This is a genomic window from Nonomuraea sp. NPDC054003, assembly GCF_055585125.1.
The window spans coordinates 517,114-540,268 of the sequence record NZ_JBVJKR010000003.1 but is presented as its reverse complement, the minus strand read 5'-3'; the positions used below and the strand labels follow the sequence as shown (position 1 = coordinate 540,268).

The 23,155-nt window shown below is 73.3% G+C and carries 20 protein-coding genes; 10 read left to right on the top strand and 10 right to left on the bottom strand.

Annotated elements, in window-relative coordinates:
• The first annotated feature begins 46 nt into the window (after positions 1-46).
• Positions 47-2,287 carry an LLM class flavin-dependent oxidoreductase gene (locus ACZ6YG_RS10070; RefSeq protein WP_466017723.1) on the top strand — a complete coding sequence of 747 codons (2,241 nt, stop codon included), beginning with the start codon at positions 47-49 and terminating at the stop codon, positions 2,285-2,287.
• 3 nt (positions 2,288-2,290) lie between these two features.
• On the opposite strand, the gene ACZ6YG_RS10065 is transcribed toward ACZ6YG_RS10070, so the two are convergent.
• From ACZ6YG_RS10065 to ACZ6YG_RS10045, 5 genes are all read right to left on the bottom strand, one after another.
• Positions 2,291-3,484 (bottom strand): cytochrome P450, encoded by a 1,194-nt coding sequence (locus ACZ6YG_RS10065; RefSeq protein ID WP_466017722.1) that lies wholly within the window; start codon positions 3,482-3,484, stop codon positions 2,291-2,293.
• 68 nt (positions 3,485-3,552) lie between these two features.
• Positions 3,553-4,443: a diacylglycerol/lipid kinase family protein gene (locus tag ACZ6YG_RS10060; RefSeq protein WP_397198026.1), complete on the bottom strand. Its 891-nt coding sequence runs from the start codon at positions 4,441-4,443 to the stop codon at positions 3,553-3,555.
• 39 nt (positions 4,444-4,482) lie between these two features.
• Complete coding sequence (locus tag ACZ6YG_RS10055) at positions 4,483-6,318, bottom strand: serine/threonine-protein kinase (RefSeq protein ID WP_466017721.1); 1,836 nt, start codon at positions 6,316-6,318, stop codon at positions 4,483-4,485.
• A 114-nt stretch (positions 6,319-6,432) separates the two neighbouring features.
• Entirely contained in the window at positions 6,433-7,188 is a 756-nt protein-coding gene (locus ACZ6YG_RS10050; protein ID WP_466017720.1) for a hypothetical protein, read from the bottom strand.
• Positions 7,189-7,293: 105 nt separating this feature from the next.
• Positions 7,294-7,755, bottom strand: a complete 462-nt coding sequence (locus ACZ6YG_RS10045) for a TspO/MBR family protein (RefSeq protein ID WP_397198030.1) — start codon at positions 7,753-7,755, stop codon at positions 7,294-7,296.
• A gap of 129 nt (positions 7,756-7,884) precedes the next feature.
• On the opposite strand from ACZ6YG_RS10045, the gene ACZ6YG_RS10040 reads away from it, so the two are divergent.
• Positions 7,885-11,145, top strand: coding sequence for a glucodextranase DOMON-like domain-containing protein (locus tag ACZ6YG_RS10040; protein ID WP_466017719.1), 3,261 nt, complete (start codon positions 7,885-7,887; stop codon positions 11,143-11,145).
• 12 nt (positions 11,146-11,157) lie between these two features.
• Positions 11,158-12,276, top strand: coding sequence for an acetamidase/formamidase family protein (locus ACZ6YG_RS10035; RefSeq protein ID WP_466017718.1), 1,119 nt, complete (start codon positions 11,158-11,160; stop codon positions 12,274-12,276).
• Between the two features lie 158 nt (positions 12,277-12,434).
• Here the strand turns inward: ACZ6YG_RS10035 and ACZ6YG_RS10030 are convergent, their stop codons facing one another.
• Positions 12,435-12,656 carry an antitoxin gene (locus ACZ6YG_RS10030; protein ID WP_271277899.1) on the bottom strand — a complete coding sequence of 74 codons (222 nt, stop codon included), beginning with the start codon at positions 12,654-12,656 and terminating at the stop codon, positions 12,435-12,437.
• A 197-nt stretch (positions 12,657-12,853) separates the two neighbouring features.
• Here ACZ6YG_RS10030 and ACZ6YG_RS10025 point away from each other — a divergent pair, with 197 nt between their 5' ends.
• Together ACZ6YG_RS10025 and ACZ6YG_RS10020 are read left to right on the top strand one after the other, a co-directional pair.
• A complete protein-coding gene (locus ACZ6YG_RS10025; RefSeq protein ID WP_466017717.1) occupies positions 12,854-13,930 on the top strand; it encodes a cellulose binding domain-containing protein in 1,077 nt (358 codons plus the stop codon).
• A gap of 144 nt (positions 13,931-14,074) precedes the next feature.
• Entirely contained in the window at positions 14,075-14,542 is a 468-nt protein-coding gene (locus ACZ6YG_RS10020) for a hypothetical protein (protein ID WP_466017716.1), read from the top strand.
• 206 nt (positions 14,543-14,748) lie between these two features.
• Here ACZ6YG_RS10020 and ACZ6YG_RS10015 read toward each other — a convergent pair whose 3' ends face one another.
• Genes ACZ6YG_RS10015 through ACZ6YG_RS10005 form a run of 3 tightly spaced genes read right to left on the bottom strand, consistent with a single transcriptional unit; the run spans position 14,749 to position 18,248 of the window.
• Positions 14,749-15,849 carry a 5-methyltetrahydropteroyltriglutamate--homocysteine S-methyltransferase gene (locus ACZ6YG_RS10015; protein WP_466017715.1) on the bottom strand — a complete coding sequence of 367 codons (1,101 nt, stop codon included), beginning with the start codon at positions 15,847-15,849 and terminating at the stop codon, positions 14,749-14,751.
• Positions 15,850-15,855: 6 nt separating this feature from the next.
• On the bottom strand, positions 15,856-17,373 hold the full coding sequence (locus tag ACZ6YG_RS10010; protein WP_466017714.1) for an acyl-CoA synthetase: 1,518 nt from the start codon (positions 17,371-17,373) through the stop codon (positions 15,856-15,858).
• 50 nt (positions 17,374-17,423) lie between these two features.
• Positions 17,424-18,248 (bottom strand): PaaX family transcriptional regulator, encoded by an 825-nt coding sequence (locus tag ACZ6YG_RS10005; RefSeq protein ID WP_466017713.1) that lies wholly within the window; start codon positions 18,246-18,248, stop codon positions 17,424-17,426.
• 86 nt (positions 18,249-18,334) lie between these two features.
• Between ACZ6YG_RS10005 and ACZ6YG_RS10000 the strand changes: the two genes are divergently transcribed.
• From ACZ6YG_RS10000 to ACZ6YG_RS09980, 5 genes are read left to right on the top strand one after another with little or no spacing between them, the layout of a single operon-like run.
• Positions 18,335-19,534 carry an ABC transporter substrate-binding protein gene (locus ACZ6YG_RS10000; RefSeq protein ID WP_466017712.1) on the top strand — a complete coding sequence of 400 codons (1,200 nt, stop codon included), beginning with the start codon at positions 18,335-18,337 and terminating at the stop codon, positions 19,532-19,534.
• Between the two features lie 3 nt (positions 19,535-19,537).
• Positions 19,538-20,293: an ABC transporter ATP-binding protein gene (locus ACZ6YG_RS09995; RefSeq protein WP_148033289.1), complete on the top strand. Its 756-nt coding sequence runs from the start codon at positions 19,538-19,540 to the stop codon at positions 20,291-20,293.
• Positions 20,290-20,961 (top strand): ABC transporter ATP-binding protein, encoded by a 672-nt coding sequence (locus tag ACZ6YG_RS09990; RefSeq protein ID WP_466017711.1) that lies wholly within the window; start codon positions 20,290-20,292, stop codon positions 20,959-20,961. The genes ACZ6YG_RS09995 and ACZ6YG_RS09990 overlap by 4 nt, the downstream gene beginning before the upstream one ends.
• Positions 20,958-21,818 carry a branched-chain amino acid ABC transporter permease gene (locus ACZ6YG_RS09985; protein WP_148033291.1) on the top strand — a complete coding sequence of 287 codons (861 nt, stop codon included), beginning with the start codon at positions 20,958-20,960 and terminating at the stop codon, positions 21,816-21,818. Before ACZ6YG_RS09990 ends, ACZ6YG_RS09985 begins: the two co-directional genes overlap by 4 nt.
• Complete coding sequence (locus tag ACZ6YG_RS09980; RefSeq protein ID WP_466017710.1) at positions 21,815-22,783, top strand: branched-chain amino acid ABC transporter permease; 969 nt, start codon at positions 21,815-21,817, stop codon at positions 22,781-22,783. Before ACZ6YG_RS09985 ends, ACZ6YG_RS09980 begins: the two co-directional genes overlap by 4 nt.
• On the opposite strand, the gene ACZ6YG_RS09975 is transcribed toward ACZ6YG_RS09980, so the two are convergent.
• Complete coding sequence (locus tag ACZ6YG_RS09975; RefSeq protein ID WP_148033292.1) at positions 22,780-23,154, bottom strand: YchJ family protein; 375 nt, start codon at positions 23,152-23,154, stop codon at positions 22,780-22,782. The genes ACZ6YG_RS09980 and ACZ6YG_RS09975 overlap by 4 nt on opposite strands.
• Position 23,155 lies beyond the last annotated feature (1 nt).

Here is a 23,155-nt window from a genome sequence, read left to right as displayed (position 1 = left end):
CATCCATCCCGAATAAGGTTGACACATCTACCATATGGAGGACGGGATGCCCGACTACGGCCACGACCTACGCTTCGGGTCGTTCATCACCCCGCAGAACGGCCGGCCCGAGCTGGCCGTCGAGCTGGCGCGGCTGAGCGAGGAGGCGGGCCTGGACCTGGTGACGTTCCAGGACCACCCGTACCAGGCGACCTTCCTGGACACCTGGACGCTGATGAGCTGGGTGGCGGCGCGCACCGAGCGCGTCCACCTGTCCGGCAACGTGCTCAACCTGCCGCTGCGCCCGCCGGCGGTGCTGGCCAGGTCCGTGGCGAGCCTGGACCTGCTGTCAGGCGGGCGGGTCGAGCTCGGCCTGGGCGCGGGCGGGTTCTGGGACGCGATCGAGGCCATGGGCGGCCGGCGGCTGAGCCCCGGCCAGGCGGTGGACGCGCTCAGCGAGGCCATCGACGTGATCCGCGGCGTGTGGGACGCCGACGAGCGGCGCCCGCTGCGGGTCGACGGCGCCCACTACACGGTCAAGGGCGCCAAGCGGGGCCCGGCGCCGGCCCACGACGTGCCGATCTGGCTGGGCGCGTACAAGCCGAGGATGCTGCGGCTGGTCGGCGCGAAGGCGGACGGGTGGCTGCCCAGCCTCGGCTACGCCACGCCGGAGGACCTCACCGCCGGCAACAAGATCATCGACGAGGCAGCGGACGGGGCGGGCCGCGACCCGCGCGAGATCCGCCGCCTGCTCAACCTCACGGGCGAGTTCGCCGGCGATTCCGTCGAGGAGTGGGTGGAGCGGCTGCGGCCGCTGGCCGTCGAGGACGGGATCAGCACGTTCATCCTGCCCGGCGACGACCCGGCCGCCATCGAGCGCTTCGGCCGGGAGGTGGCGCCGGCGCTGCGCGAGGCCGTCGCCGCCGAACGCGCCGCCCGCGGCGTCACGACCGGCCCCGCGCGGCCTCCCCGGGCGCTCGCGCTGCGCCGTCCCGGCATCGACTACGACGCGGTGCCCGCCTCGCTGGCGGGCACCGCGGTGGAGCCCGGCGACCGCGAGTACGAGCGCGTCCGCTCCTCCTACATCTGGACCGGCTCCCCCGGGCTGGTGCTCCGCCCCGCCACGGCCGGGCAGGTGGCCGAGGCTCTCACGTACGCGCGGAGCCAGGACGTGCCGCTGGCCGTGCGCAGCGGGGGGCACGGGATCAGCGGGCGGTCCACCAACGACGGCGGGATCGTCGTCGACGTCGGCGCGCTGGACGCGGTCGAGGTCCTCGACCGCGAGCGGAGGCTGGTGCGCGTCGGCGCCGGCGCCCGCTGGGGCGACGTGGCGAGCGCGCTGAGCCCGCACGGGCTGGCGATCAGCTCGGGCGACTACGGGGACGTCGGCGTGGGCGGGCTGGCCACGGCCGGCGGGCAGGGCTTCCTGGCCCGTTCCTACGGGCTGACGATCGACCACGTGGTGGGCGCCGACGTGGTGCTGGCCGACGGCCGGACCGTCCGGGCGGACCCGGAGCACCACCCTGACCTGTTCTGGGCGCTGCGCGGCGCGGGCGGCAACCTGGGCGTCGTCACCTCGTTCGACATCGAGGCGACCGAGCTGTCCGACGTGGTGTTCGCGGTCTTCGTGCACGACGCCTCGGACACGGCCGCGTTCCTGGAGCGCTGGGGGCGGGCCGTGGAGGCGAGCCCGCGGAAGCTGACCCCGTTCACCACCGTGTTCCCGGGGCAGCAGGGCTACTCTGCGCTGGCCCAGACGTTCGCCGTGTGGGCCGGCGACGACGCCGACGCGGCGGTGGCGGCGCTGGAGCCGTTCCTGGAGGTGGCGCCGGTGCTCCAGCAGCAGGCGCAGCTCGCCCCGTACGCGGCTGTCGTCGCGCCGCACCGCAACCGGCACACCGGGCAGCAGGGCGGCCTGCGCGGCCACTCCGCCCTGGTGGACCACCTCGACGCGGACACCTCGGGGCGGCTGGCGGAGATGTTCGAGCAGCGGCTGCTCACCATGGTCCAGGTGCGCTCGGTCGGCGGCGCCGTCAACGACGTCGCCCCCGGCGCCACCGCCTACGCCCACCGCACCCAGAACTTCTCGGTCAACGGCGTGATCTCCGCGGCGCGGGCGGCGCGGGCCGAGCGGGCGTGGGACGGGCTGGGCGTGACGGCCGCCTACCTCAGCTTCGAGCCGCGCTTCGAGGACAAGCTGCTGACCAGGGCGTTCCCGCCGGCGACCCTGGCCAGGCTGCGGCAGGTGAAGGCCGCGTACGACCCGGGCAACGTGTTCCGCCACAACTTCCCGATCACGCCCGCCTGACCGCTACCAGGCGACGTGCAGGGACGTCAGGCCGTGGACGATGTGCATGGTGCGGAAGACCGGGGCCGGCTCCGCCTCCCTGAGCGTGGGGAAGCGCTCCAGCAGGGCCGGGAAGGCGATGCGCATCTCCATCCGGGCCAGCGGGGCGCCCAGGCAGTGGTGCACGCCGTGACCGAAGGCCAGGTGGCCGGGCTCGCCGCGCGACAGGTCCAGCGTGTCCGGGTCGGCGGCCAGGCCGGGGTCGCGGTTGGCGGCCGGGAGCGCGCACACCACCAGCTCGCCGGGGCCGATCCGCCGCCCGGCGATCTCGACCTCCGTGGCGGTCAGCTTGAGCGTGCCGGAATGCACGATGCTCAGCCAGCGCAGCAGCTCCTCGACGGCGGCGTCGATCCTGGCGGGCTCCTCGCGCAGCAGGTCGAGCTGGCCGGGGTGGCGCAGCAGGGCGAGCGTGCCCAGCGCGAGCATGTTGGAGGTGGTCTCGTGCCCGGCGAGCAGCAGCAGCCCGCCGATGCCGATCAGCTCGTCGTCGCTGAGGTCGTCGCCGTGCTCCCGCACCAGCGTGCCGATCAGGTCGTCGCCCGGCTCGGCCCGCTCGCGGGCGACCAGCCCGGCCATGTACGCGCGCGACTCCAGCCGGACTGCCAGCGCCTCCTCCGGCGGGGTCGACATGTCGAGCATGCGGCTGGTGCGCCGCTGGAAACCCTCCCGATCCTCGTACGGGACGCCGAGCAGCTCGCAGATGACCAGCGACGGGATCGGCAGCGCGAACGACCGGACCAGGTCGGCGGGCGGGCCGGCCGCCTCCATCGCGTCCAGGTGCTCGGCGACGATGCCGGCGATGCGCGGCTCCAGACGGCGCATCCGGCGGATGGTGAACTCGGGCGCCAGCATCCGGCGTATCCGGGTGTGGTCGGGCGGGTTCAGCTGCAGCAGGTTGCCGGCGCGCAGGGTGGCGAGCTGCTCCTCCGACAGCTCCGGCGCGCCGGGCAGCTGCGGCAGGCCGAAGAAGGCGATCGGGAAGCGCTCCGCGTCGCCCAGCACCTCGCGGATGTCGGCGTGGCGGGTGACCATCCAGGCGTCGACCCCGAACGGGGTGCCGATCCGGCTGACGCCCTCCGCGCGCAGGGCGGACAGCTCGGGCGCGGGACCGAAGCCGTCCCTGCGCATGTACATCGGCGGCTGCGTCGGCTCGCTCACGCGATCCCCCTGGAGGTGAGTATCCGGATGCCTCCACTGTGATCGATCCCGCGCCGCCTCGCCAGGGTTCAGCCCTCCTTGGGGACGATCACGCTCCAGGCCGCGGGGCGGAGCGTCCAGGCGCGGTGCGGGGCCGGCGGGAGGAGCTCGCCGTCGGCGTTGGCCGCGACCGGCTCGCCCTCGACGGTGATGCCCCTGCCCCTGACGGTGATCACGTCGGCGCGTTCCGGATGCCTGCCCCGGCGCAGCAGGACGCCGAAGGCCAGCCTGGCCAGCGGCGAGACCGCGTACGAGATCACCACGTCGGCCAGGCCGTCGTCGGGGCGGGCGTGCGGGGCGAGCGGGGTGCCGCCGCCGATCGAGACGCCGTTGCCGATCCCCACCATGAGCACCCGCCGCCGCCCGTCGGTGACCGGCTCGCCGTCCACCTTCACCCGCAGCCGCCACCCCTTGCTGCGCGCCCCGGCGACCAGCGCGCCCACCGCGTACGCGGCCCTGCGCAGCAAGGGCTTGAGCGCGGCCGCGTGCTCGGAGGCGTGCGCCCCGACGCCGACGTGCACGGCGTTCACCACGATGCCGCCCTCGTCGTCGACCAGCAGGTCCAGCGTCCGCTCCCGGCCGTCTGACAGCGCGCGGGCCGCCTCGCGCGCGTCGAGCGGGATGCCCAGCGCGCGGGCCAGGTCGTTGCCGGTGCCCAGCGGCACCAGCCCGATCGGGCGGGTGGCCAGCTCTCCCCTGGCCAGCAGCGCCGCCACGACGGCGTGCACGGTCCCGTCGCCGCCCAGCACCACCGGGACCCTGCCGGGATGCTCCGCCAGCGCGCGCTCGATGTCGCCCGGCCGCTCGACGTCGCACACCACCACGTCACCCGACAGAGCGTCCAGCACCTCCTCGCGCGCCGTCCCGTCGACGCCGCCGGCCGCCGCGTTGCCGATCACCACGAACCCGTGCTCCGCCATGGCCGATGAGGTGCCCGTGTTCGCCGGGAACTAACCGCTTCATCCGCCGGCGGGGTACTTCGCGATCACCTTGCCCGTCGGGTCGGCGGCCAGGTAGCCGCTGGCGTGGTACTCGTCGGAGACGTAGACCCGGATCGCGCCCGTCTCGTGGAAGGCGGCGTCGACGATGATGTAGCGGGTGGTGGGCTTCTTGACCCCGAGCTCCCTGTTCGCCCTGCGGATCAGGGCGGGCAGCGCGTCCCAGTTGTACTTCCGCAGGTCCACGATGGGTTTGCTGACCGTGGAGCCGGGGCCGTCCTTGGTGGCCACGCCGTCGCGGTAGGTGTACCGGTCGTAGACCGTCTTGCGGCCCTTGACCGGGGCGCCGGCGATCGCGTACGTGGGGTAGACGGTCAGGTCGACCACCTGGGTGCCGCCCATGACCGGCTTCAGGTCGGCGACGAGACGGCGCATCCCGGCGGGGGTGAGCAGGTTGACGGGCTCGCGCTCCTCGGTCTCCGCCGGGGCCGATTCCGTGCCGGTCTCCGCCGGGGTCGGTTCCGTGCTGGTCTCCGCCGAGGTCCGTTCCGTGGCCGGGGTCTCTTCGGCGGCGCTCGTCCGTCTGTCGGCGGCGGGGCTCTCGGAGGCGCCGCCGCGATGGCCGGGCGGCAACACCCACACCACGACCGCCGCCACCGACACCGCCGCCACCCCGGCGACGATCGACGTCGTCACCTGACTCCTGCGCCGGGACGCCCTGGTGGGCGCGGTCACCGAGGGCGGCTCGGTGTTCCACTGCGGGCCGGACGGCCTGGCCGAGCCGGGATACGCGGGCCCACCGGGCGCGCCGTGATACCCGGGCGCGCCGGGATGCCCTGGCGCGCCCGGATAACCGGGGGCGCCGTGCGAGCCAGGATACGCGGGACCGGCCGGCCGGTGCGGGCCGGACGGGGGACCTGAGAACGGGCCGGACGATACGCCTGACGGCGGGCCGGACGGTAAGCCGGTCGGTGGTGGGCGGTGGGGTGGGTGGGCCAAGGGCGGGCCGGGGTGGGGGGAGAAGTTCTGGGGCGGGGCGTCGTGGGCGGCGAGCATGCGGTCCAGGGCGTCGGGGCCTGGCCTGGCGGCGGGGTCGCGGTTGAGCAGGGCGAACAGCACCGGGGTCAGGCCGCCCGCCCGCTCCGGCGCCGGCACCTCCTGGTTGAGCACCGCGGCCAGGGTGGCCAGCGGAGTGGCGCGCCGCAGGGGGTGGCGACCCTCGACGGCCACGTACAGGAGCATGCCGAGCGACCACAGGTCGGAGGCGGGGTCGCCCTCGTGGCCGTTGATGCGCTCGGGCGCCATGTACTCGGGCGAGCCGATGAACGAGCCGGTCGCGGTCAGCCCGGGCGACTCCCGCACGGCGGCGATGCCGAAGTCGGTGAGGACCGAGCGCCCGTCGGGGCGGAGCAGGACGTTTCCCGGCTTGACGTCACGGTGCAGGATGCCGACGGCGTGCGCGGCGCGTAACGCGGACAGCACCTCACGCCCCAGCCGGGCCGTCTCCGCCGGGGCCATCGGCCCGTCGGACAGCCGGTCCTGCAGCGAGCCGCCGGTCACCAGCTCCATGACCAGCCAGGGGAAGCCGTCTTCGCCGGTGTCGACGATGTGGTGGATGGTGACGACGTGCGGGTGGTTGAGCCGGGCCAGGGCGCGGGCCTCGCGCAGCACCCTGGCGCGCAGCTCGCGGTCCCGGGCGGGGTCGGGGTCGCCCAGGGCGGGGTCGGGCGGCCGCACTTCCTTGAGCGCGACCTCCCGGTGCAGCGCCTGGTCCCAGGCCCGCCACACCAGCCCCATGCCCCCGCCGCCGAGCCGCTCCACGAGCTCGAATCGGCCGTCGATCACCCGATTCACCATGCGCAGCAGCGTATGGCCTCAGCGGGCGCCGGTTCTCTTCACCTGTCGCCTGACCTTGTCACCCGTACGGTGTCAGGCGCCGGGTGCGCCGAACCCGGCGCCCGGCCGCGGCCGTCAGTCGTCGTCGACCATGCCGCGCAGCAGCAGGCCGATGCCGAGGCTCTCCATCAGCGACTGCCCGTTCGGCTGCACGTAGACCTGCGAGTACTGGTACGGCTGCACCTGGGCCTGGGCCCGCTGCTGCCCCCGGCCCTGCCACTGGACCTGCGGCTGGACCTGGACCTGCTGCTGAACCTCAGGCCGCGGCTGGGCCTGGGGCTCGGGCTGCGGCTGAGCGTCGGCGCCCGGCGCGGCCGGGGCCGGGGTCGGGTCGTCGGACAGGGCCTGCGAAGCGGACCCGGCCTGCGGGCCGGGCTGCGGCTGGACGGCCGTGGTGCCGGGCAGCATCGACGGGTCGCCGACGCAGACCGAGGCGGTGCCCGACGACCGCTCGATGAGATCCCTGACGCCGAGTGCGTCGAGCATCGGCCAGTTCGGCGACCAGCCGGGGCCCACCCGGTACCTGATGCAGTTCTCCTCCTCGTTGTCGGCCGTCCGCGCGACGTGGCCGTCGGCGCCCGACTGGCAGGCGAGCTGGCCGAGCAGCGCCTTGGCGCCCGACTCGTCCAGCACTGGTGCCGCCGGGCCCGGCTGGACCACCTGGACCAGCTTCTCGACGAACCGCTGGGTCTCCGCGGTGTGGGCCGGAGCGGTCACGCCGCCCGCGGAGCCGGATTTCGGAACGGAGCCGGCGCACTGGCCGGCGTCCTCGGCTGCCGCGGGACCCGCCACCAGCAGCACGCTGGTGGCGGCGGTGGCTAGTGCGGTCATGGCGTACTTGTACATGCATCCCCCTGCGGGCGGTGATGTGATCATCCGAAGTGATCAGTACCCATAGTGAGGGATTGGCTACTTAATGTTTGAATCTACTGCTCTTTACTCGGGGTTCTTCCGGACGATCTCCGCGTTCAGGGCGGTGGCGAACGCCGTCCACGTCGCGTACGGGACCAGGAGCAGCCCCGCGGTGCGGTCGGCGCGCATGGCCTTGCGCACGAGCAGCACGTTGGCGGCGTTGAGCGCGACGATCTCCGCCAACGCCAGGCGCGGCGAGCGGACGCCGAAGAACAGCGCCGGCCAGGCGGCGTTCAGCGCCAGGTTGGCGGCCAGCGTGCGGCCGAGGGCGGCGCGCTCGTCGCCCGCCCGGTCCAGGGCGCGGGCGCCGCCGTAGGCGATGAGCGCGTACAGCGGGTTCCACACCAGCGGGAAGGCGGCCGGTGGCGGCTGCCAGGAGGGCTTGTCGAGCTTCTGGAACCAGGGCCGCCCCGATCTGGTGGCGATCCCGCCCAGGGCGGCCGCGGCGGCGGTGCCGAGCGCCGTGGCCAGCAGTGTCTTCTTCATGACGGTCGCCCTGCCCCGTCAGCGTGGCGGCTCACTCGCGGGGTTGACACGCGGGCGGTGACGGTCTTGTCTGCAAAGGGGATTACCAGGCACGGGGCGGGGCGCGTGCGGTTCCAGAGGGAGCTTCGCATGGCTGCTGTCCGCCGGTTCGCGCTCGCCCTGGTCGTCGCCGCCTCGCTGGCCGGGGCGCCGCCTCTGCCCGCGCACGCCGCCCCCGCGCCCGGCGGGCCCGGCTCGGCGTCCCACTTCGGGCTCGCGCGCAAGGACTGCGTCGGCACGTCCGCGGGCCGCGAGTCCAAGGTCTGGTTCACGGTGGCGGGCGGCGTGCTGTCCGACGTGTACGAGCCCACCATCGACAACACGAACGTGGAGACCATGCGGTTCGCGGTCACCGACGGCCGCACGTTCACCGAGCTGCAGTCCCGCGACACGACTTATGAGGTGACCACCAGCCGTTCCGGCATGGCCTGCACCGTCACCGCCACGAGCAGGGCCGGCCGCTACCGGCTGACCACCACGTACGTCACCGACCCGGACCGGGACGCCGTCGTGGTCAGCGCCCGGCTGCGGCCCGCGAACCTGCGGCTGTACGCGCTGCTGGACGCGAGCGTGAACGGCAACGGCGGCGGCGGGACCGCGAACGGCGGCGCCGACAGCGGCACGGTCGACGCCGCCACCGGCGCGCCGGTGGTCTCCGACGTGAACACGGTGACGTCCGCGCCCGGCCGCGACTACGCCGTGCCCACCCACCTGGCCCTGCGCGCCGAGCGGCGGCTGCCGGAGGCGAGCGTCGGCTACGCGGGCACCGGGAGCGACGGCGCCGTCCAGCTCGACGGCGCACGCTCGCTCACCCCGTACACCGCCGCCCCGGACGGCAACGTGGTGGCCGCGGCCCGGCTGCCGCTCGACCGGTCGGGCGAGGTGACGTTCGCGCTCGGCTTCGGCCGCACCAAGGCCGCCGCGCTGCGCACCGCGGGCGACGCGGCCGGGCGTCCCTTCGCGGCGACGCTGGCCCGGTACGAGGCGGGCTGGACGGTCTACGACGCCGGGCTGCGGCGCCCGCCGGGACCGCTGGCCGACCGCTACCGGCTGTCGGCGAACGTGCTCAAGGCCAGCGAGGACAAGACGTTCCCCGGCGCGGTCGTCGCCTCGCTGGGCAGCCCGTGGGGGCAGGCCGTCGACGCGGGCGCCGAGGTGGGCGGCCGGGCCGTCTACTTCGGCTCGTACCGCCAGGTGTTCGCCCGCGACGCGTATGAGACGTTCACCGGGTTCCTCACCGCCGGGGACCTGGCCACGGCGCGGGCCGTGACCCGCTTCCTGTTCGAGCGCCAGCAACTGCCCGACGGCCGGATGCCGCGCAACTCGCTGATCAACGGGAGGCTCGCCCCCGACTCGGGCGGCGACCAGCTCGACGAGACGGCGTTCCCGATCCTCATGGCCTACCAGGCGGGGCTCTCCGGCGACCGGAAGCTGTGGCCCCGGGTGCGGGCGGCGGCCGACTTCGTGGTCGCGCACGGGCCGGCGTTCGGCGTGGAGCGGTGGGAGGAGCAGTCGGGCCACTCCCCGTCCACGATCGCCTCCCAGATCGCCGGGCTGGTCGCCGCAGGGGAGATCGCCTCCCGGCAGGACGACCCGGCCAGGGCCAGGCTCTACCGGGCGACCGCCGACCACTTCGCCCGCTCGGTCAAGGGCTGGACCGTGACCACGACGGGCCCGTACGCGGACCGCTACTTCCTGCGGCTGTCGCGCCACGGCGACCCGGACGCCGCCGACACCTACAACCTGGGCAACGGCGCGCCGACCGAGGACCAGCGGCGGGTCGTCGACGCGGGCTTCCTGGAGCTGACCAGGCTCGGCGTCCTGCCGCCCGGCGACCCGGACGTGCTGGCCAGTCTCCAGGTGGTGGACCGGGTCATCCGGCGGACCACGCCGAACGGCCCCGGCTGGTACCGGTACGGCTCCGGCACCGAGGGCACCGAGGACGGCTACGGCGACTGCTACGAACCCGACCCGACCGCCTGCGCGCCCACCGGCAGCCCGTGGCCCACCACGAACACCGGCTCCGGCCACCTGTGGCCCGTCCTGTCCGGCGAGCGCGCCGAGCACGCGCTGCAGACCGGCGACCGGGCCACCGCCCGATCGCTGCTGGACGCCATGCACGCCATGGCGTCCGGCACCGGCCTCGTCCCCGAGCAGACGTGGGAGAACCCCGCGCTGCCCGCCTCCCCGTACGGGTCCGACCCGGCGACCGCCTCCATCGGCTTCACAGCCGGCGGGCCCGCGGGTTCGGCCTCGCCGCTGACCTGGGCGCAGGCCCAGGAGCTGCGACTGATCCTGTCACTCGCCGAGGGCCGCCCGCTGGAGCAGCCCGAGGTGGTCCGCCGCCGCTACGCCGACCGCGGCATGCCGGGAACCGTCCCGCTCACGGTCACCGCCCCCGAGGACGGCGCGACCCCCTCCGGCACCTCCGTCACCGTCACCGGCACCACCGCGCCGGGAGCGCGGGTCGACGTCGCCGCCACCCCGGTCGACACGGGCGCCCCCGCCCGCCTGGTGTCGGTACGCGCCCGTACCGACGGCTCGTTCACCGCCGCGGCGCCGGTCTCGTTCGGCGAGGTCGCGCTGGTCGTCACGGCGACCGCGGACGACCGCACCACCTACGCCCGCCGCTCGGTCGTCGGCGACATCACCGGGGCCACGACCGTGCTCAACGTGACCGACCCGGACGGCGACGACCACGGGCCCGGCACGTACGCCTACCCGACCTCGCCCGACTTCCACGACGGCGCGTTCGACCTGCGCCGCTTCCAGGTGATCACCGACGAGACCACCGTCTACCTCCGGGCGGAGGTACGCGACCTCACCCCGACCTTCGGCAACCAGATGGGCGCCCAGCTGCTCGACGTCTACGTCCAGGACCCGCAGGTGGCCGAGCGGTCGGCCGAGGCCGCGTTCCCGCAGCGCAACCACCGCCTCGCCGACCCGTGGACGCAGCGGGTGGAGGCGCAGGGGTTCGCCGCGCCCGTGTGGGTGACGGCCGGCGGGACCGCGGTGCCGGGCGCCGCGGTGCGCGCCTCGGGCGCCACCAGGACGATCACCGTCGCGCTGCCCCGGGCGTCGTTCGGCACGCCGGGCCCGGGCTGGCGCTTCGCCGTCGTGCTCACCGGCCAGGACGGCTTCAGCGCCGACCAGGCCAGGGGCTTCGCCCCCACGCCGCAGCCGTTCCAGTTCGGCGTGTGCGCGCCCGGCGGCGCCGAGCCCATCTGCTCGTCCGCCCCTGGCGCGGTGCCGAAGGCGCTCGACGTCGTCCTGCCGGCGGGCGTCTCCCAGGCCGACGTGCTGAACCCGCTGCCCGGCCCGGTGACCATCCCCGCCGTCCCCGTACCCTGAGGGGGTCCTGACATGGCCGTCCACGAGATCCGCATCGACCCGAACCGCACCCTCGCCGAGGAGCCGGCCACCGGCCACAACCGGTGGCATCCCGACATCCCGCCCATCCTGCGTGTCCAGCCGGGCGACGAGGTCGTCATGGAGACCCGCGACGCCTTCGACGGCCAGATGGGCCCCGACGCCACCCTGAAGACCGTCGGCTCCCCCGACCTCGACGTCGTCCACCCGCTCACCGGCCCCGTCTACGTCGACGGCGCCCAGCCTGGCGACCTGCTGGAGATCGAGATCCTGGAGGTCGTGCCCGGCACCTACGGCTACACGGTGCAGGTCCCCGGCTTCGGCTTCCTCCGCGACGTGTTCCCCGACCCGTACATCGTGCGCTGGCACCTGTCGGACGGCTGGGCGTACTCCCCCGGCCTGCCGGGCGTCCGCATCCCCGCCGCGCCCTTCATGGGCACCATCGGCCTGTCCCCCGGTCACCAGAGCCTCGCCAGGACCGCCGCCCGCGAGCAGGCGTCGATGGAGCGCGGCGGCTTCGTCCTCCCGCCGTCGGCCGACGGCGCCGTCCCCCGCGACCCGGCCATCGCCACCCGCGCCCTGCGCACCATCCCGCCCCGCGAGCAGGCGGGCAACGTCGACATCAAGCAGCTCGGCGCGGGCAGCCGCCTCTACATCCCGGTGGACACGCCCGGCGCCCTCTTCTCCGCCGGCGACGCCCACTACGCCCAGGGCGACAGCGAGACCTGCGGCACCGCCATCGAGATGCGCGCCACCCTGCGCGTCCGCTTCACCGTCCACACCGGCGAGGCCGCGGCCAAGGGCATCCGCGGGCCCCGGTTCGCCCGCTCGGACTACTGGGTCGCGGCCCCCTTCGCCGCCCCGCGCTCCTTCTACGCCACCACCGGCATGTCGGTCAGCCGGGACGGCGAGGTGGCCGCCGAAGACCTCACCCTGGCGGCACGCAACGCCCTCCTGGAGATGATCGACCACCTCGGGGAACGGGGATTCGACAGGCAGCAGGCGTACGCGATCTGCAGCGTGGCGGTGGACCTGCGGGTCAGCCAGCTCGTGGACGTGCCCAGCTTCCTGGTGTCGGCGCTGCTGCCGGAGGACATCTTCTCGGGTCGGTGATCTCCGCGCTCGACGGCGGCGAGGAAGCGCCGTCCGCCTTGTAGCCATACAGGTAAGACCGTGACAGTGCTCACCGGCTCTCCTCGCTGTGACGGCCCGTTCCCGGGGTCCCGGACAGGCCGGAACCCACCGTGGAAAGGGTGGGTCCCGGAGGGTCGTCAGCCCTGCTGCTGGTCGGGCTGGTCCTCGCCCTCGCCCTTGCCGCCGCCGTAGCGGCGCTGCGCGGCGTCCACGCCCTTGCCTATCTGCTCGTCGTACTTGCCGCCGGTCTTCTCGCTGGCGGCCTGCTCGCCGCGCTCGAGGATCTCGTCGGCCTTGTCCGGGTTCTTCTTGGCCAGGTCTTCGGCCTTCTTGGCCCAGTCGCCCATGCCGCTCATCATCAGTCCCCCTTTCCGATGACTCCGGGTCCCCTTACCCGTCAACCGGACGAGGGAACGGCCTCCCCACCGGCGCGGATCCTGAAAGTTACAGCGCTTCCCCGCCCATCCGCGCAGGTCACGCCCTTGCGGTGGCCGGCCGCCTTTCCGGGGCGGATCGGGCTCCTTACGATCTGCGGAGGCGACGACGGGAGCGGGCGATGGCGAGGGCGCGGGTCATCCTGGTGGCGGTGCTGGCGTTGGTGGCGGCGATGCTCGTGGCCGCGAACGGGACCGCGGCGGGCGCGGCCGCGACCCGGATCATGCCTCTCGGCGACTCGATCACCGGCTCCCCCGGCTGCTGGCGTGCGCTGCTGTGGAACCGGCTGCAGGACACCGGTTACCAGGACGTCGACTTCGTCGGCACCCTCCCCCCGCAGGGCTGCTCGGTCGCGTACGACGGCGACAACGAGGGGCACGGCGGCGCGCTCGTCACCAACGTGGCCCGCCAGAACCAGCTGCCGGGCTGGCTGGCGGCCACCAGGCCGGACGTCGTGCTGATGCACTTCGGCACGAACGACGTGTGGAGCAACGTCGCGCCCGCCACCATCCTCGGCGCGTTCACCACGCTGGTGGGTCAGATGCGGGCGAGCAACCCGGCGATGAGGATCCTGGTCGCGCAGATCATCCCGATGAACCCGAGCACCTGCGGCGAGTGCGCGCAGCGGGTCGTGGCCTTCAACAACGCCATCCCGGCCTGGGCCGCGGGCATCTCCACCTCGCAGTCGCCGGTGGTGGTGGTCGACCAGTGGACGGGGTTCAGCACGAGCGCCGACACCTACGACGGGGTGCACCCGAACGCGGCGGGCGACCGCAAGATCGCCGACCGGTGGTACCCGGCGCTGGTGGACGTCCTGTCCGGCCCGCAGCCGACGGTCACGCCGACAGTCACGCCCACCGTCACGCCCACTGTTACCCCCACCGTCACGCCGCCGGGCGGCTGCACCGCCGTGTACCGGAACACGAACCAGTGGCAGGGCGGGTTCCAGGGCGAGGTGACGGTCACCAACACGGGCGCCGCCGCGACGAGCGGGTGGCGGGTGTCGTGGACGTTCGCCGACGGGCAGCGCGTCACCCAGATCTGGAACGGCACCCTGGCGGCCTCCGGCGCGAACGTGACCGTGACGCACGTCGGCTGGAACGCCCTCCTCTCCCCCGGCGGGTCGACGAGTTTCGGTTTCCTGGCGTCATGGAACGGCACGAATACCGCGCCCGCCCTTTCATGCTCGACAACCTGACATTTCTCGAAATGTCGCCCAGCATTTCTCGTACAACTTTCAACGTTGCGGAATCGTGACGACCACACTTCGGCGAAACTCGGCTGACCCTCGTCAGATCACGGTGAAACGACCGCTTAAAGGGAAAGCCGAGACACGATTCCGATGCCGAAAAACTGTAAAAATCGAGCGATAAAGGTCTTCACCGCCGTCCTGGCCTCGGTCGGGCTGGTGTATCTGGGCGTCACCGTCCTCGTGCGCGGCACGGACGCGGCCGACGAGGTCGCCGGCGTCATCGGCGGCTTCGTCGTGCTCCTCACCATGCTCGGCCTGCTCCGGGCCAGGGGCGAGCCACCGCCCCGGCGCGGCAAGGCCGCCCGCGGTGCGCGCCCGGAGGCCGTGGCAGGACCTCCGGTCAGCCTCACCAACACCGGCGCCCACGCGCTGATGACCGCGCTCGGCCTCCCGGCCCGCCCCTCGTGCGACCGGCAGTCCGGCGGTCCCGAGTGCGGGCGCCTCGTCAACGCCCGCCCTTTCGCCGCGCCCGCCGAACACGCCGCCGGCCCTTGCGCCGGGAAGGCCGGGCGCCCCGTGGTGGTGGTCGTGCTCAACCGCGCGGAGCCCCGCCTCTGACGCGCACGGGAAGACCGGGCCCCGGTGGCGGGGCCCGGTCAGGGAGGGTGCGGGTCAGATCGGCCCGTTGCCCGGCGGCGGAGTACCTCAAGAAATTAATCACAATAAAAACGGATAAATGAACACCCTCTCGTTCACAGAGAAGATAACGGCGTCCAGCCGTACCCTCATCGAAAAAGGGATGGCGGGGGCGTCCGGACCGGCCGTCAGCCCCACACCTCCCGGGCGGTCTCCGCGATCAGCGCCAGCTTGGCGAACTGCTGGTCGGACGTGAGCACGTTGCCCTCCACCGTCGAGGAGAAGCCGCACTGCGGCGAGAGGCAGATCTGGTCGAGGTCGACGAACTTGGCGGCCTCGTCGATGCGGCGCTTGAGGGTGTCCTTCGACTCCAGTTCGCCACGCTTGGTGGTGACGAGCCCGAGGACCACCATCTTGCCCGGCGGCACGAACCGCAGCGGCTCGAAGCCGCCCGAGCGCTCGTCGTCGAACTCCAGGAAGAACCCGTCGACGGCCAGCTCGGAGAAGAGCGCCTCGGCCACGAAGTCGTAGCCCCCGGCGGCGGCCCACGAGGAGCGGAAGTTGCCGCGGCACATGTGGGTGGTGATGGTCATGCCCTCGGGCTTGGCGGCGAGCGCGGCGTTGATCTGCTTGATGTAGCGCAGGTGCATGTGATCGGCGTCGTCACCGCGTCCGGCCAGTTCGGCGCGCTGGGCGGGGTCGTTCAGGTAGGCCAGGCTGGTGTCGTCGAACTGCAGGTAGGTGCAGCCCAGCTCGCCGATGCGGCGCACCTGCTCGGCGTAGGCGGCGCTGAGGTCGGCCCAGAACTCCTCCACGTCCGGGTAGACGTCCGGGTCGATGGCGGCGGGGCCGCCGCGGTAGTGGACCATGCTGGGCGACGGGATGGTCAGCTTGGGCACCGCGGTGGTGGCGGTGTCGCGCAGGAACGCGAAGTCTCCGGCGAAGATCGGCTCCTCCAGCCGGATCCTGTCGTGCACGCGCAGAGCGGCGGGGGTGAACTCGATGTCGCCCCGCTCGTTGTGGAAGCGGACCGTGATGTGCTCGTCCGAGGCCTGGCCGATGCCGCCGAGCCGGTAGATGAAGTCCATGTGCCAGGAGGCGCGCCGGAACTCGCCGTCGGTGGCCGACTGCAGGCCGATCTCCTCCTGCCTGCGCACGACCTCGCGGATCGCCTCGTCCTCGATCTCGCGCAGCGCCTCCCCGGACAGGGTCTCCCTGGCTTGGAGCAGCCGCTGGGGTCGCAGCAGGCTGCCGACGTGGTCCGCGCGGAACGGCGGTGAGGTGCGCATGCGGGGTCATCTCCTCGTGTCACGGGGATCGGGCGGGCCGGAGCCGGCCTCGCCGTAAAGGGCTCTGATCCGGGTCTTGAGCAGCTTGCCGGCCGCGTTCCTGGGCAGCTCGGGCACGAACTCCACGTGTTTCGGGATCTTGTAGCGGGCCAGCCGCCCGTACAGGTGGGCGATCAGCTCGTCGGCCCGCGCGCCCGTGCCGGCGCGGAGCACGACGAGGGCCTTGCCGACCTCGCCCCACTTGTCGTCGGGGACGCCGATGACGGCGACCTCGGCGACCGCGGGATGGCTGTAAAGGGCGCTCTCCACCTCGGCCGGGTAGACGTTCTCGCCGCCGGAGATGAACATGTCGCCGATCCGGTCGGAGATGCGCACGTACCCGTCCTCGTCGGCCACCCCGACGTCGCCGGAGCGGAACCAGCCGTCGTCCGACAGCACCTCGGCGGTCTCCTCGGGCCGCTTCCAGTAGCCGGGCGTGACGTTCGGGCCCTGCACGTACACCTCGCCCGGACTGCCGGGCGCGGCGGGAGAGCCGTCGGGGGCGACCAGCTTGACGTCGGAGAAGAAGCACGGGACGCCGGCCGTGCCCGCCTTGGCGATCGACTGCTCGGCGGCCAGGAACAGCGCGCCGGGCGCGGTCTCGGTCATGCCGTAGCCCTGCAGGAACGTGAGCCCGCGGTCCTGGTAGAGGCGGATGAGCGGCTCGGGCACCGGGGCCCCGCCGCACAACAGGTGGCGCAGGCTCGTCAGGTCGGCGTGCGGCCAGCGGTCCGACTGGGCGAGGAAGGTGAACATGGCGGGCACGCCGAACATGACCGTGACGCGTTCGGCCTCGACGAGGTCGAAGGTGCGGCCGACGTCGAAGGACGGCTCCAGGACGACCCGGCCGCCCTTGAGCACGGTGGGGACGAGCGTCTGGGCGAGCGCGGCGATGTGGAACATCGGGGCGCTGATCAGCGTCACCTCGTCATGCCGGAAGGGCACGTCCACGAGCAGGTTGAAGGTGTTCCAGATGAGGTTGGCGTGGGTGAGCACGGCGCCCTTGGGCCGCCCGGTGGTGCCCGAGGTGTACATGATCAGGCACATGTCGTCCTGGGCCACGGGCTCGTCGAGCGGCGCGGGGTCGCCCGAGTCCACCAGGTCCTCGTACTCCCCCGCCCCGATGTGCCGACCGGGCAGCCCGGCACCGTCGTGGCCCTCGCCGAGCAGCAGGATCTCCGCGCCGGCGTCGCGCAGGACGTAGTCCAGCTCGGGCGCGGCCAGGCGGGTGTTGAGCGGCACGAAGACCGCGCCCAGCGCCCCGGCCGCGAAGAACGTCTCGACCAGCGCCGGGTGGTTGGCGCCCAGGTAGGCGATCCGGTCGCCGCGCCGCGCGCCGAGCGCGCGCAGCGCCGACGCGAGCCGGTCCACCCGCGTGGCCAGCTCGCGGTAGGTGCGCCGGTCATCCCGGTACGTGAGAGCCACCCCGTCGGGCGTCATCCGGGTCCTGCGTGCCGGCCACGAGCCCAGCCCCTGATTCCGCATCGCGCTCCTCGACGTTCTCGCCATCAAGTTAGGCCACTATGCAACGGCTGTCACGGTTCTGCCCAACATAGATCGGGAACGGTGTCGAGGAGCTCGTCGGCGATCGCCGTCGCCTCCGGCTTGAACCGCCGGTGCAGCGCGTGGCAGAGCCGCTGGGCCTTCTCGGCGGGCCAGTCGGGCGGCAGGTGGCGCAGCGGCAGCCGGGGGTCGGTCCTGATGATCTGCAGCCACTCGGTGAGCAGCAGCAGCGAGCGGGCCAGGTCGTCGGGCGCGGCCGGCACCGGGTCGGGCCGGTCCCACCGGCGCAGGAACCCCTCGTAGCGCCGGCCCAGCCCCGCCAGGTCGTAGGCGTCGGCCACCAGCGCCTGCATGTCGGTGGGATGCCGGGGCTCGGCGGAGAACACCTTCACGCCGGCCAGGTCGTCGATCAGGCCGGAGGCGTCGACCTCGCCTGGAGCGATCCACAGCCCGTTCTGCAGCGGGCCGAACCCGGCCCAGATCAGCCGCGAGCGCAGTTCGTGCCGCTGCCGCTGCCACGACTCCGGCAGCGAGAAGCCGACCAGCGTCCACCGGTCGCCGGCGGCGTCGTTGACCACGCCGGTGTGCCAGATCCGCCGCTCGCCGTCCTTGAGCACCTCGGCGCTGGTCGGGGTGAGCCCGAAGTACATGCGCCGCCCCGCGCGCTGGCGGCGCAGCAGGCCGCGCCGGACCATCCGGGTGAGGGTGGACCGGGTGGCCTCCTCGGAGATGCCGACCCGGCCGAACGCCTCGATGAAGCTGCCGGAGAACACGCAGGAGCGTCGGCCGTACACGTGATCGCCGAGAAAGGTCAGGATCACCGATTGCGGCCGCACGCCGCCGTCCCGTTCCACCACAGCCCGCTCCGCCGCAATGTTAGGCATTGTCTTGACAGCCGTAATGTACCTGCCTACATTCGGGCCACTCCCACCAGGAGGTCCTGATGCGCAAGCTTCTACCGTTCCTGGCAAGTCTCGCCGTGGCGCTCGCCGCGTGCGGCGGCAACGGCGGTGGTGACGGCGGCGGCTCCGGCGCCCAGGACCCGATCCGGGTCGGCCTCATCGTCTCGCTCACCGGCAACTACACGCCGCTCGGCAGCGAGGACAAGAAGGCGGTCGAGCTGGCCGTCGAGCAGGTCAACGCGCAGGGCGGGCTGCTCGGGCGGCAGGTCGAGCTGGTCGTGCGGGACGACAAGACCGCGCCGGACCAGGGCATCGTGGCCTACAACCAGATCAAGGGCGAGATCGACGCGCTCATCGGCCCGGTGTTCTCCAACTCGGCGCTGGCCATCGAGCCGCTCGCGCAGCGCGAGAAGATGCCCTACCTGTCACTGGCCCCGGCCGTCGAGCAGGTCGAGCCGATCAAGTCGTACATCTTCGTCACGCCCGCGCTGTCGAGCATGTACGCCGAGCGCTACCTGCAGTACATCCAGGCGGAGGGCATCAAGACGATCGCGGTGGCCTGGGACTCCAAGAGCGCCTACTCGGTCTCCGGGCACGAGTCCATGGTCGCGCTCGCGCCGAAGTACGGGGTCACGATCGCGGTGGACGAGCCGTACGAGACCACCACCGCCGACTTCAGCCCGGTGTTCCAGCACGTGCGCGACTCGGAGGCGGAGGCGCTGGTGTTCTGGGGCTCGGGCGCGCCGGGCGTGACCGCGGCCAAGCAGTACGCGGCGTCCGGGCTGAAGACGCCGCTGTTCCTGACCGCGTCGCAGGCCAGCAAGCTGTGGCTGGAGCCGATGGGCGAGGCCGCCGAGGGCATGACGGTGCAGAGCGCGATCGGCGTGGTGGGCGAGCACCTGCCGGACGGCAAGCAGAAGCAAGTCATCGAGCAGATGGCGAAGCCCTACCAGGAGAAGCACGGCTACCCGCCGCCGCAGTTCGCGCAGGACGGCTACAGCGCGAGCCTGCTGCTGTTCGAGGCGATCAGGAAGGCGGGCGGCACCGACAAGGAGAAGGTCCAGCAGGCGCTGGAGACGATGGACCTGATCACCCCGAACGGCCGCTTCCGCTACTCCCCCACCGACCACTCCGGCCTGACGCCCGAGTACATCTCGGTCAACACGGTGCGGGACGGCGCGTTCGTGCCGACCGAGTGGGCGCGGGAGCAGCTGACCAAGACTGTCGCCGGGCTGGGGTAGCGGGTGCTGGCGGTCACCGGGGTGTCGCGCTCCTTCGGCGGCGTCTACGCCGTGCGGGACGTCTCGCTCGCCGTGGCCGAGGGCGAGCTGTGCGCCATCATCGGGCCGAACGGGGCGGGCAAGTCGACGCTGTTCAACCTCGTCACCGGCCACCTGGCGGCCGACCACGGGGAGATCGCCTTCCTCGGGCACCGGGTGGACCGGCTGGCGCCGCACCGGCGGGCCCGGCTCGGCATGTCGATCGTCTTCCAGGGCGCGCGGGTGTTCCGCGGCATGACGGTCCGGGAGAACGTCATGGTCGGCATGCACGGCCGTACCCGGTCGGGGTTCGTGTCGGCGGCGCTGCGGCTGCCCCGCCACCGGCGCGACGAGCGGGAGATCGGCCGCGAGGCGGACGCGGCGCTGGCGCGGGTGGGGCTGGCCGAGTGGGCGGGACGGCCGGCCGACCGGCTGCCGATCGGCCAGCAGCGGGCGCTGCAGCTGGCCCGCGCGCTGTGCGCGCGGCCCCGGCTGCTGCTGCTCGACGAGCCCGCCTCCGGGCTGCGCGGGCACGAGCGGGAGCGGCTGGCCGCGCTGGTGGAGGAGCTGCGCGCGGACGGGCTGACGATCCTGCTCATCGAGCACGACGTGGGGTTCGTGACCCGGCTGGCCGACCGCGTCGTGGTGCTCGACCTGGGGCGGGTCATCGCCGACGGCCCGCCGGCCGAGATCCGCGAGGACCCGCTCGTGCTCGCCGCCTACCTCGGACAGGCCTCATGATCGACGTCACGGACCTGGTGGTCTCGTACGGCACGGCGATCGCGCTCGACCACGTCACGCTCGCGGTGGGCAAGGGCGAGATGGTGGCGCTGCTCGGCCCGAACGGGGCGGGCAAGTCGACGCTGGCCAACACGCTGGCCGGGCTGCTGGCTCCGGCGTCGGGCACGGTTTCTGGCACGGTGCGGGTGGAGGGCAGGCTGGCGCTGGTGCCGGAGGGTCGCCAGCTTTTTCCGGATATGTCGGTCGCCGACAACCTGGCGCTGGGCGGCTGGCGTTCCGGGCAGCGCGACCCGGCCCCCGTCTACGACCTGCTGCCGCGCCTGGCCGAGCTGGCCGGGCGGCGGGCGGGCGTGCTGTCCGGCGGCGAGCAGCAGATGGTGGCCGTCGGGCGGGCGCTGATGTCCCGGCCGCAGGTGCTCGTGGTGGACGAGCTGTCGCTCGGCCTGGCCCCGAACATCACCGCCGACCTGGCCGCCCACCTGGCCACGCTCAACCGGGAGCAGGGGCTGGCGGTGCTCCTCATCGAGCAGAACGCGCGGCTGGCGTTCGAGCTGTGCTCGCGCGCGTACGTGCTCGAATCGGGCCAGGTGCGTGCGGAGGGGGCGTGCGCGGAGCTGGCGGACGACCCGCGGGTGGCCAGCGCCTACCTGGGCGGGGCGATCACATGAGCGCGTTCCTGACGTACCTGCTGAACGGGCTGGCCGTGGGGTGCGCGATCGCGCTCATCGCCAGCGGGCTGGTCGCCATCCACCGGGTGACCGGGGTGGTCAACTTCGCGCAGGGCACGTTCGCCGTGGTCGCGGGGCTGTGCACGTCCTCGCTGCTCGGGCTCGGGGTGCCGCACGGGGTGAGCGAGGCGGCGGCGGTCCTGCTGGCCGGCGTGGCCGGGCTGCTGACCGGGCTGGCCGCGATCGGCCGGCCGGGCACCACGCCGCTCTCGTCGCTGATCATCACGCTCGGGGTCGGGGTGCTCGCGTACGCGGTCGAGATCGTGCTCTGGGGCGACCAGCCGCGCTCGGCGCCGGGGCTGGCTGGGTCGGTGACGATCGCCGGGGCCCGGATCCAGACGCAGCACCTGCTCGTCATCGCCGTCACCGCCGCCACGTTCGTGCTGCTCGCGCTCTTCTTCGGGCGCACCTACCTGGGCAAGGCGCTGACCGCGTGCGCCTCCAACCCGTACGCGGCCCGCGTGGTCGGCATCGACACCCGGCGGATGGGGCTGCTGGCGTTCGCCCTCGGCGGGCTGCTCGGCGGGCTCGCCGGGGTGCTGATCACGCCGCTGCGGCCGATCTCGTTCGACACGGACGTGACGCTGATCGTGAACGCGTTCGCCGCGGCCGTGTTCGGCGCGCTCACCCGCCCGGTCGTCGCGCTCGGCGGGGCGCTGCTGCTGGGGGTGGCCGAGACGATGGCCGCCGGGTACGGGTACGGCTCCCACCAGCTGGAGGTGGCGCTCGGGCTCATGCTCGTGGTCATGATCGTGCAGGCGAGCCGCCGGTCGGCCATCCATGAGGAGGCGGTGTGAGGAGGATCGCCGCCGCGGCTCTGGCTGTGGCCGTCGCGCTGGGGTTGCCGCTGGTGCTCGACGACAGCGCGCTGGCCGTCTACGTGCTGCTCGGGCTGGCGGCCATCGTGACCGTCGGGGTGTCGCTGCTGATGGGGTTCGCCGGGCAGGTCTCGCTCGGGCAGGGCGCGTTCTACGGCGTCGGCGCGTACACGGCGGCTCTGCTGGCGCTGAACGGGTTCCCGCCGCTGCTGGGGCTGGTGGCCGCGCCGCTGATGGCGGCCGTCTTCGCGGTGCTGATCGGGATGCCGCTGCTGCGGCTGCGCGGCCACCATCTGGCGTTCGCGACGCTGGCGGTGCAGCTCATCCTGCTGTCGCTGGCGGGGCAGCTGGAGTTCACCGGAGGCGACATCGGGCTGCAGGGCATCCCGCAGTTCGGCATCGGGTCGTGGGAGATGGACAGCGCGGCCGCGTACGCCTGGCTGACGTGGACGGCGCTGGGGCTGGTCATGCTGGTCACGCACCACGTCATCGCCTCGCGGCCCGGACGGGCGCTGCGTGCGCTGGCCACCAGCGAGACGGCCGCCGCCTCCTCCGGCATCCCGGTGGGCCGCTACAAGCTGGTCGTGTTCGCGCTGTCGGCCGCGTTCGCGGGGCTGGCGGGCGGCATCTACTGCTTCTACACCGGATACGTGGCGCCGGGGTCGTTCCCGGTGCTGATCTCGATCCAGTACATCGTCATGGCGGTCGTGGGCGGGCTGGGCACGGTGTGGGGCGCGCTGGCGGGGGCGAGCGCGATCACCCTGCTCGTGCAGGGGCTCGACCGGCTGGCCGCGCTGCCGGGGATGCCGACCTACGCGCCGAGCGTGCTGTCGTACGCGGTGTACGCGCTGGTGCTGATCGGAGTCGTGCTGTTCCTGCCGCAGGGGCTGGTGCCCGCGCTCACCCGCAGGGACCGGCCGGGGCGGCGCGGGCGGGCCTCCTAGAGGGCGCCGGAGTAGACCCAGCGGCCTTCGTGGCGGACGAACCGGCTGTGCTCCTCCATCTCGCCCGGCTTGCCGCGGTGGACGTAGTGGGCGCGGAAGCGGACCGTGCCCTCGGTGTGGACGACGCTGCCCCCGGTGGTCTCCAGGATCTCCAGCCGCACCCAGCGCGTCTTCCGCTCCAGGTCGATGCCGGGCGGGCGGCTCGCCGGGTGCCAGGTGCGCATCAGGTAGGCGGAGTCGCGGACGCTGAACGCGGCGAACCGCGAGCGCATCAGCTGCTCGGCCGTCGCGGCGGCGGCCTCGCCGCGGTGGAACCGGCCGCAGCAGTCGGCGTAGGCGGCGGGCAGGCCGCAGTGGCAGGTGGCGGGCATG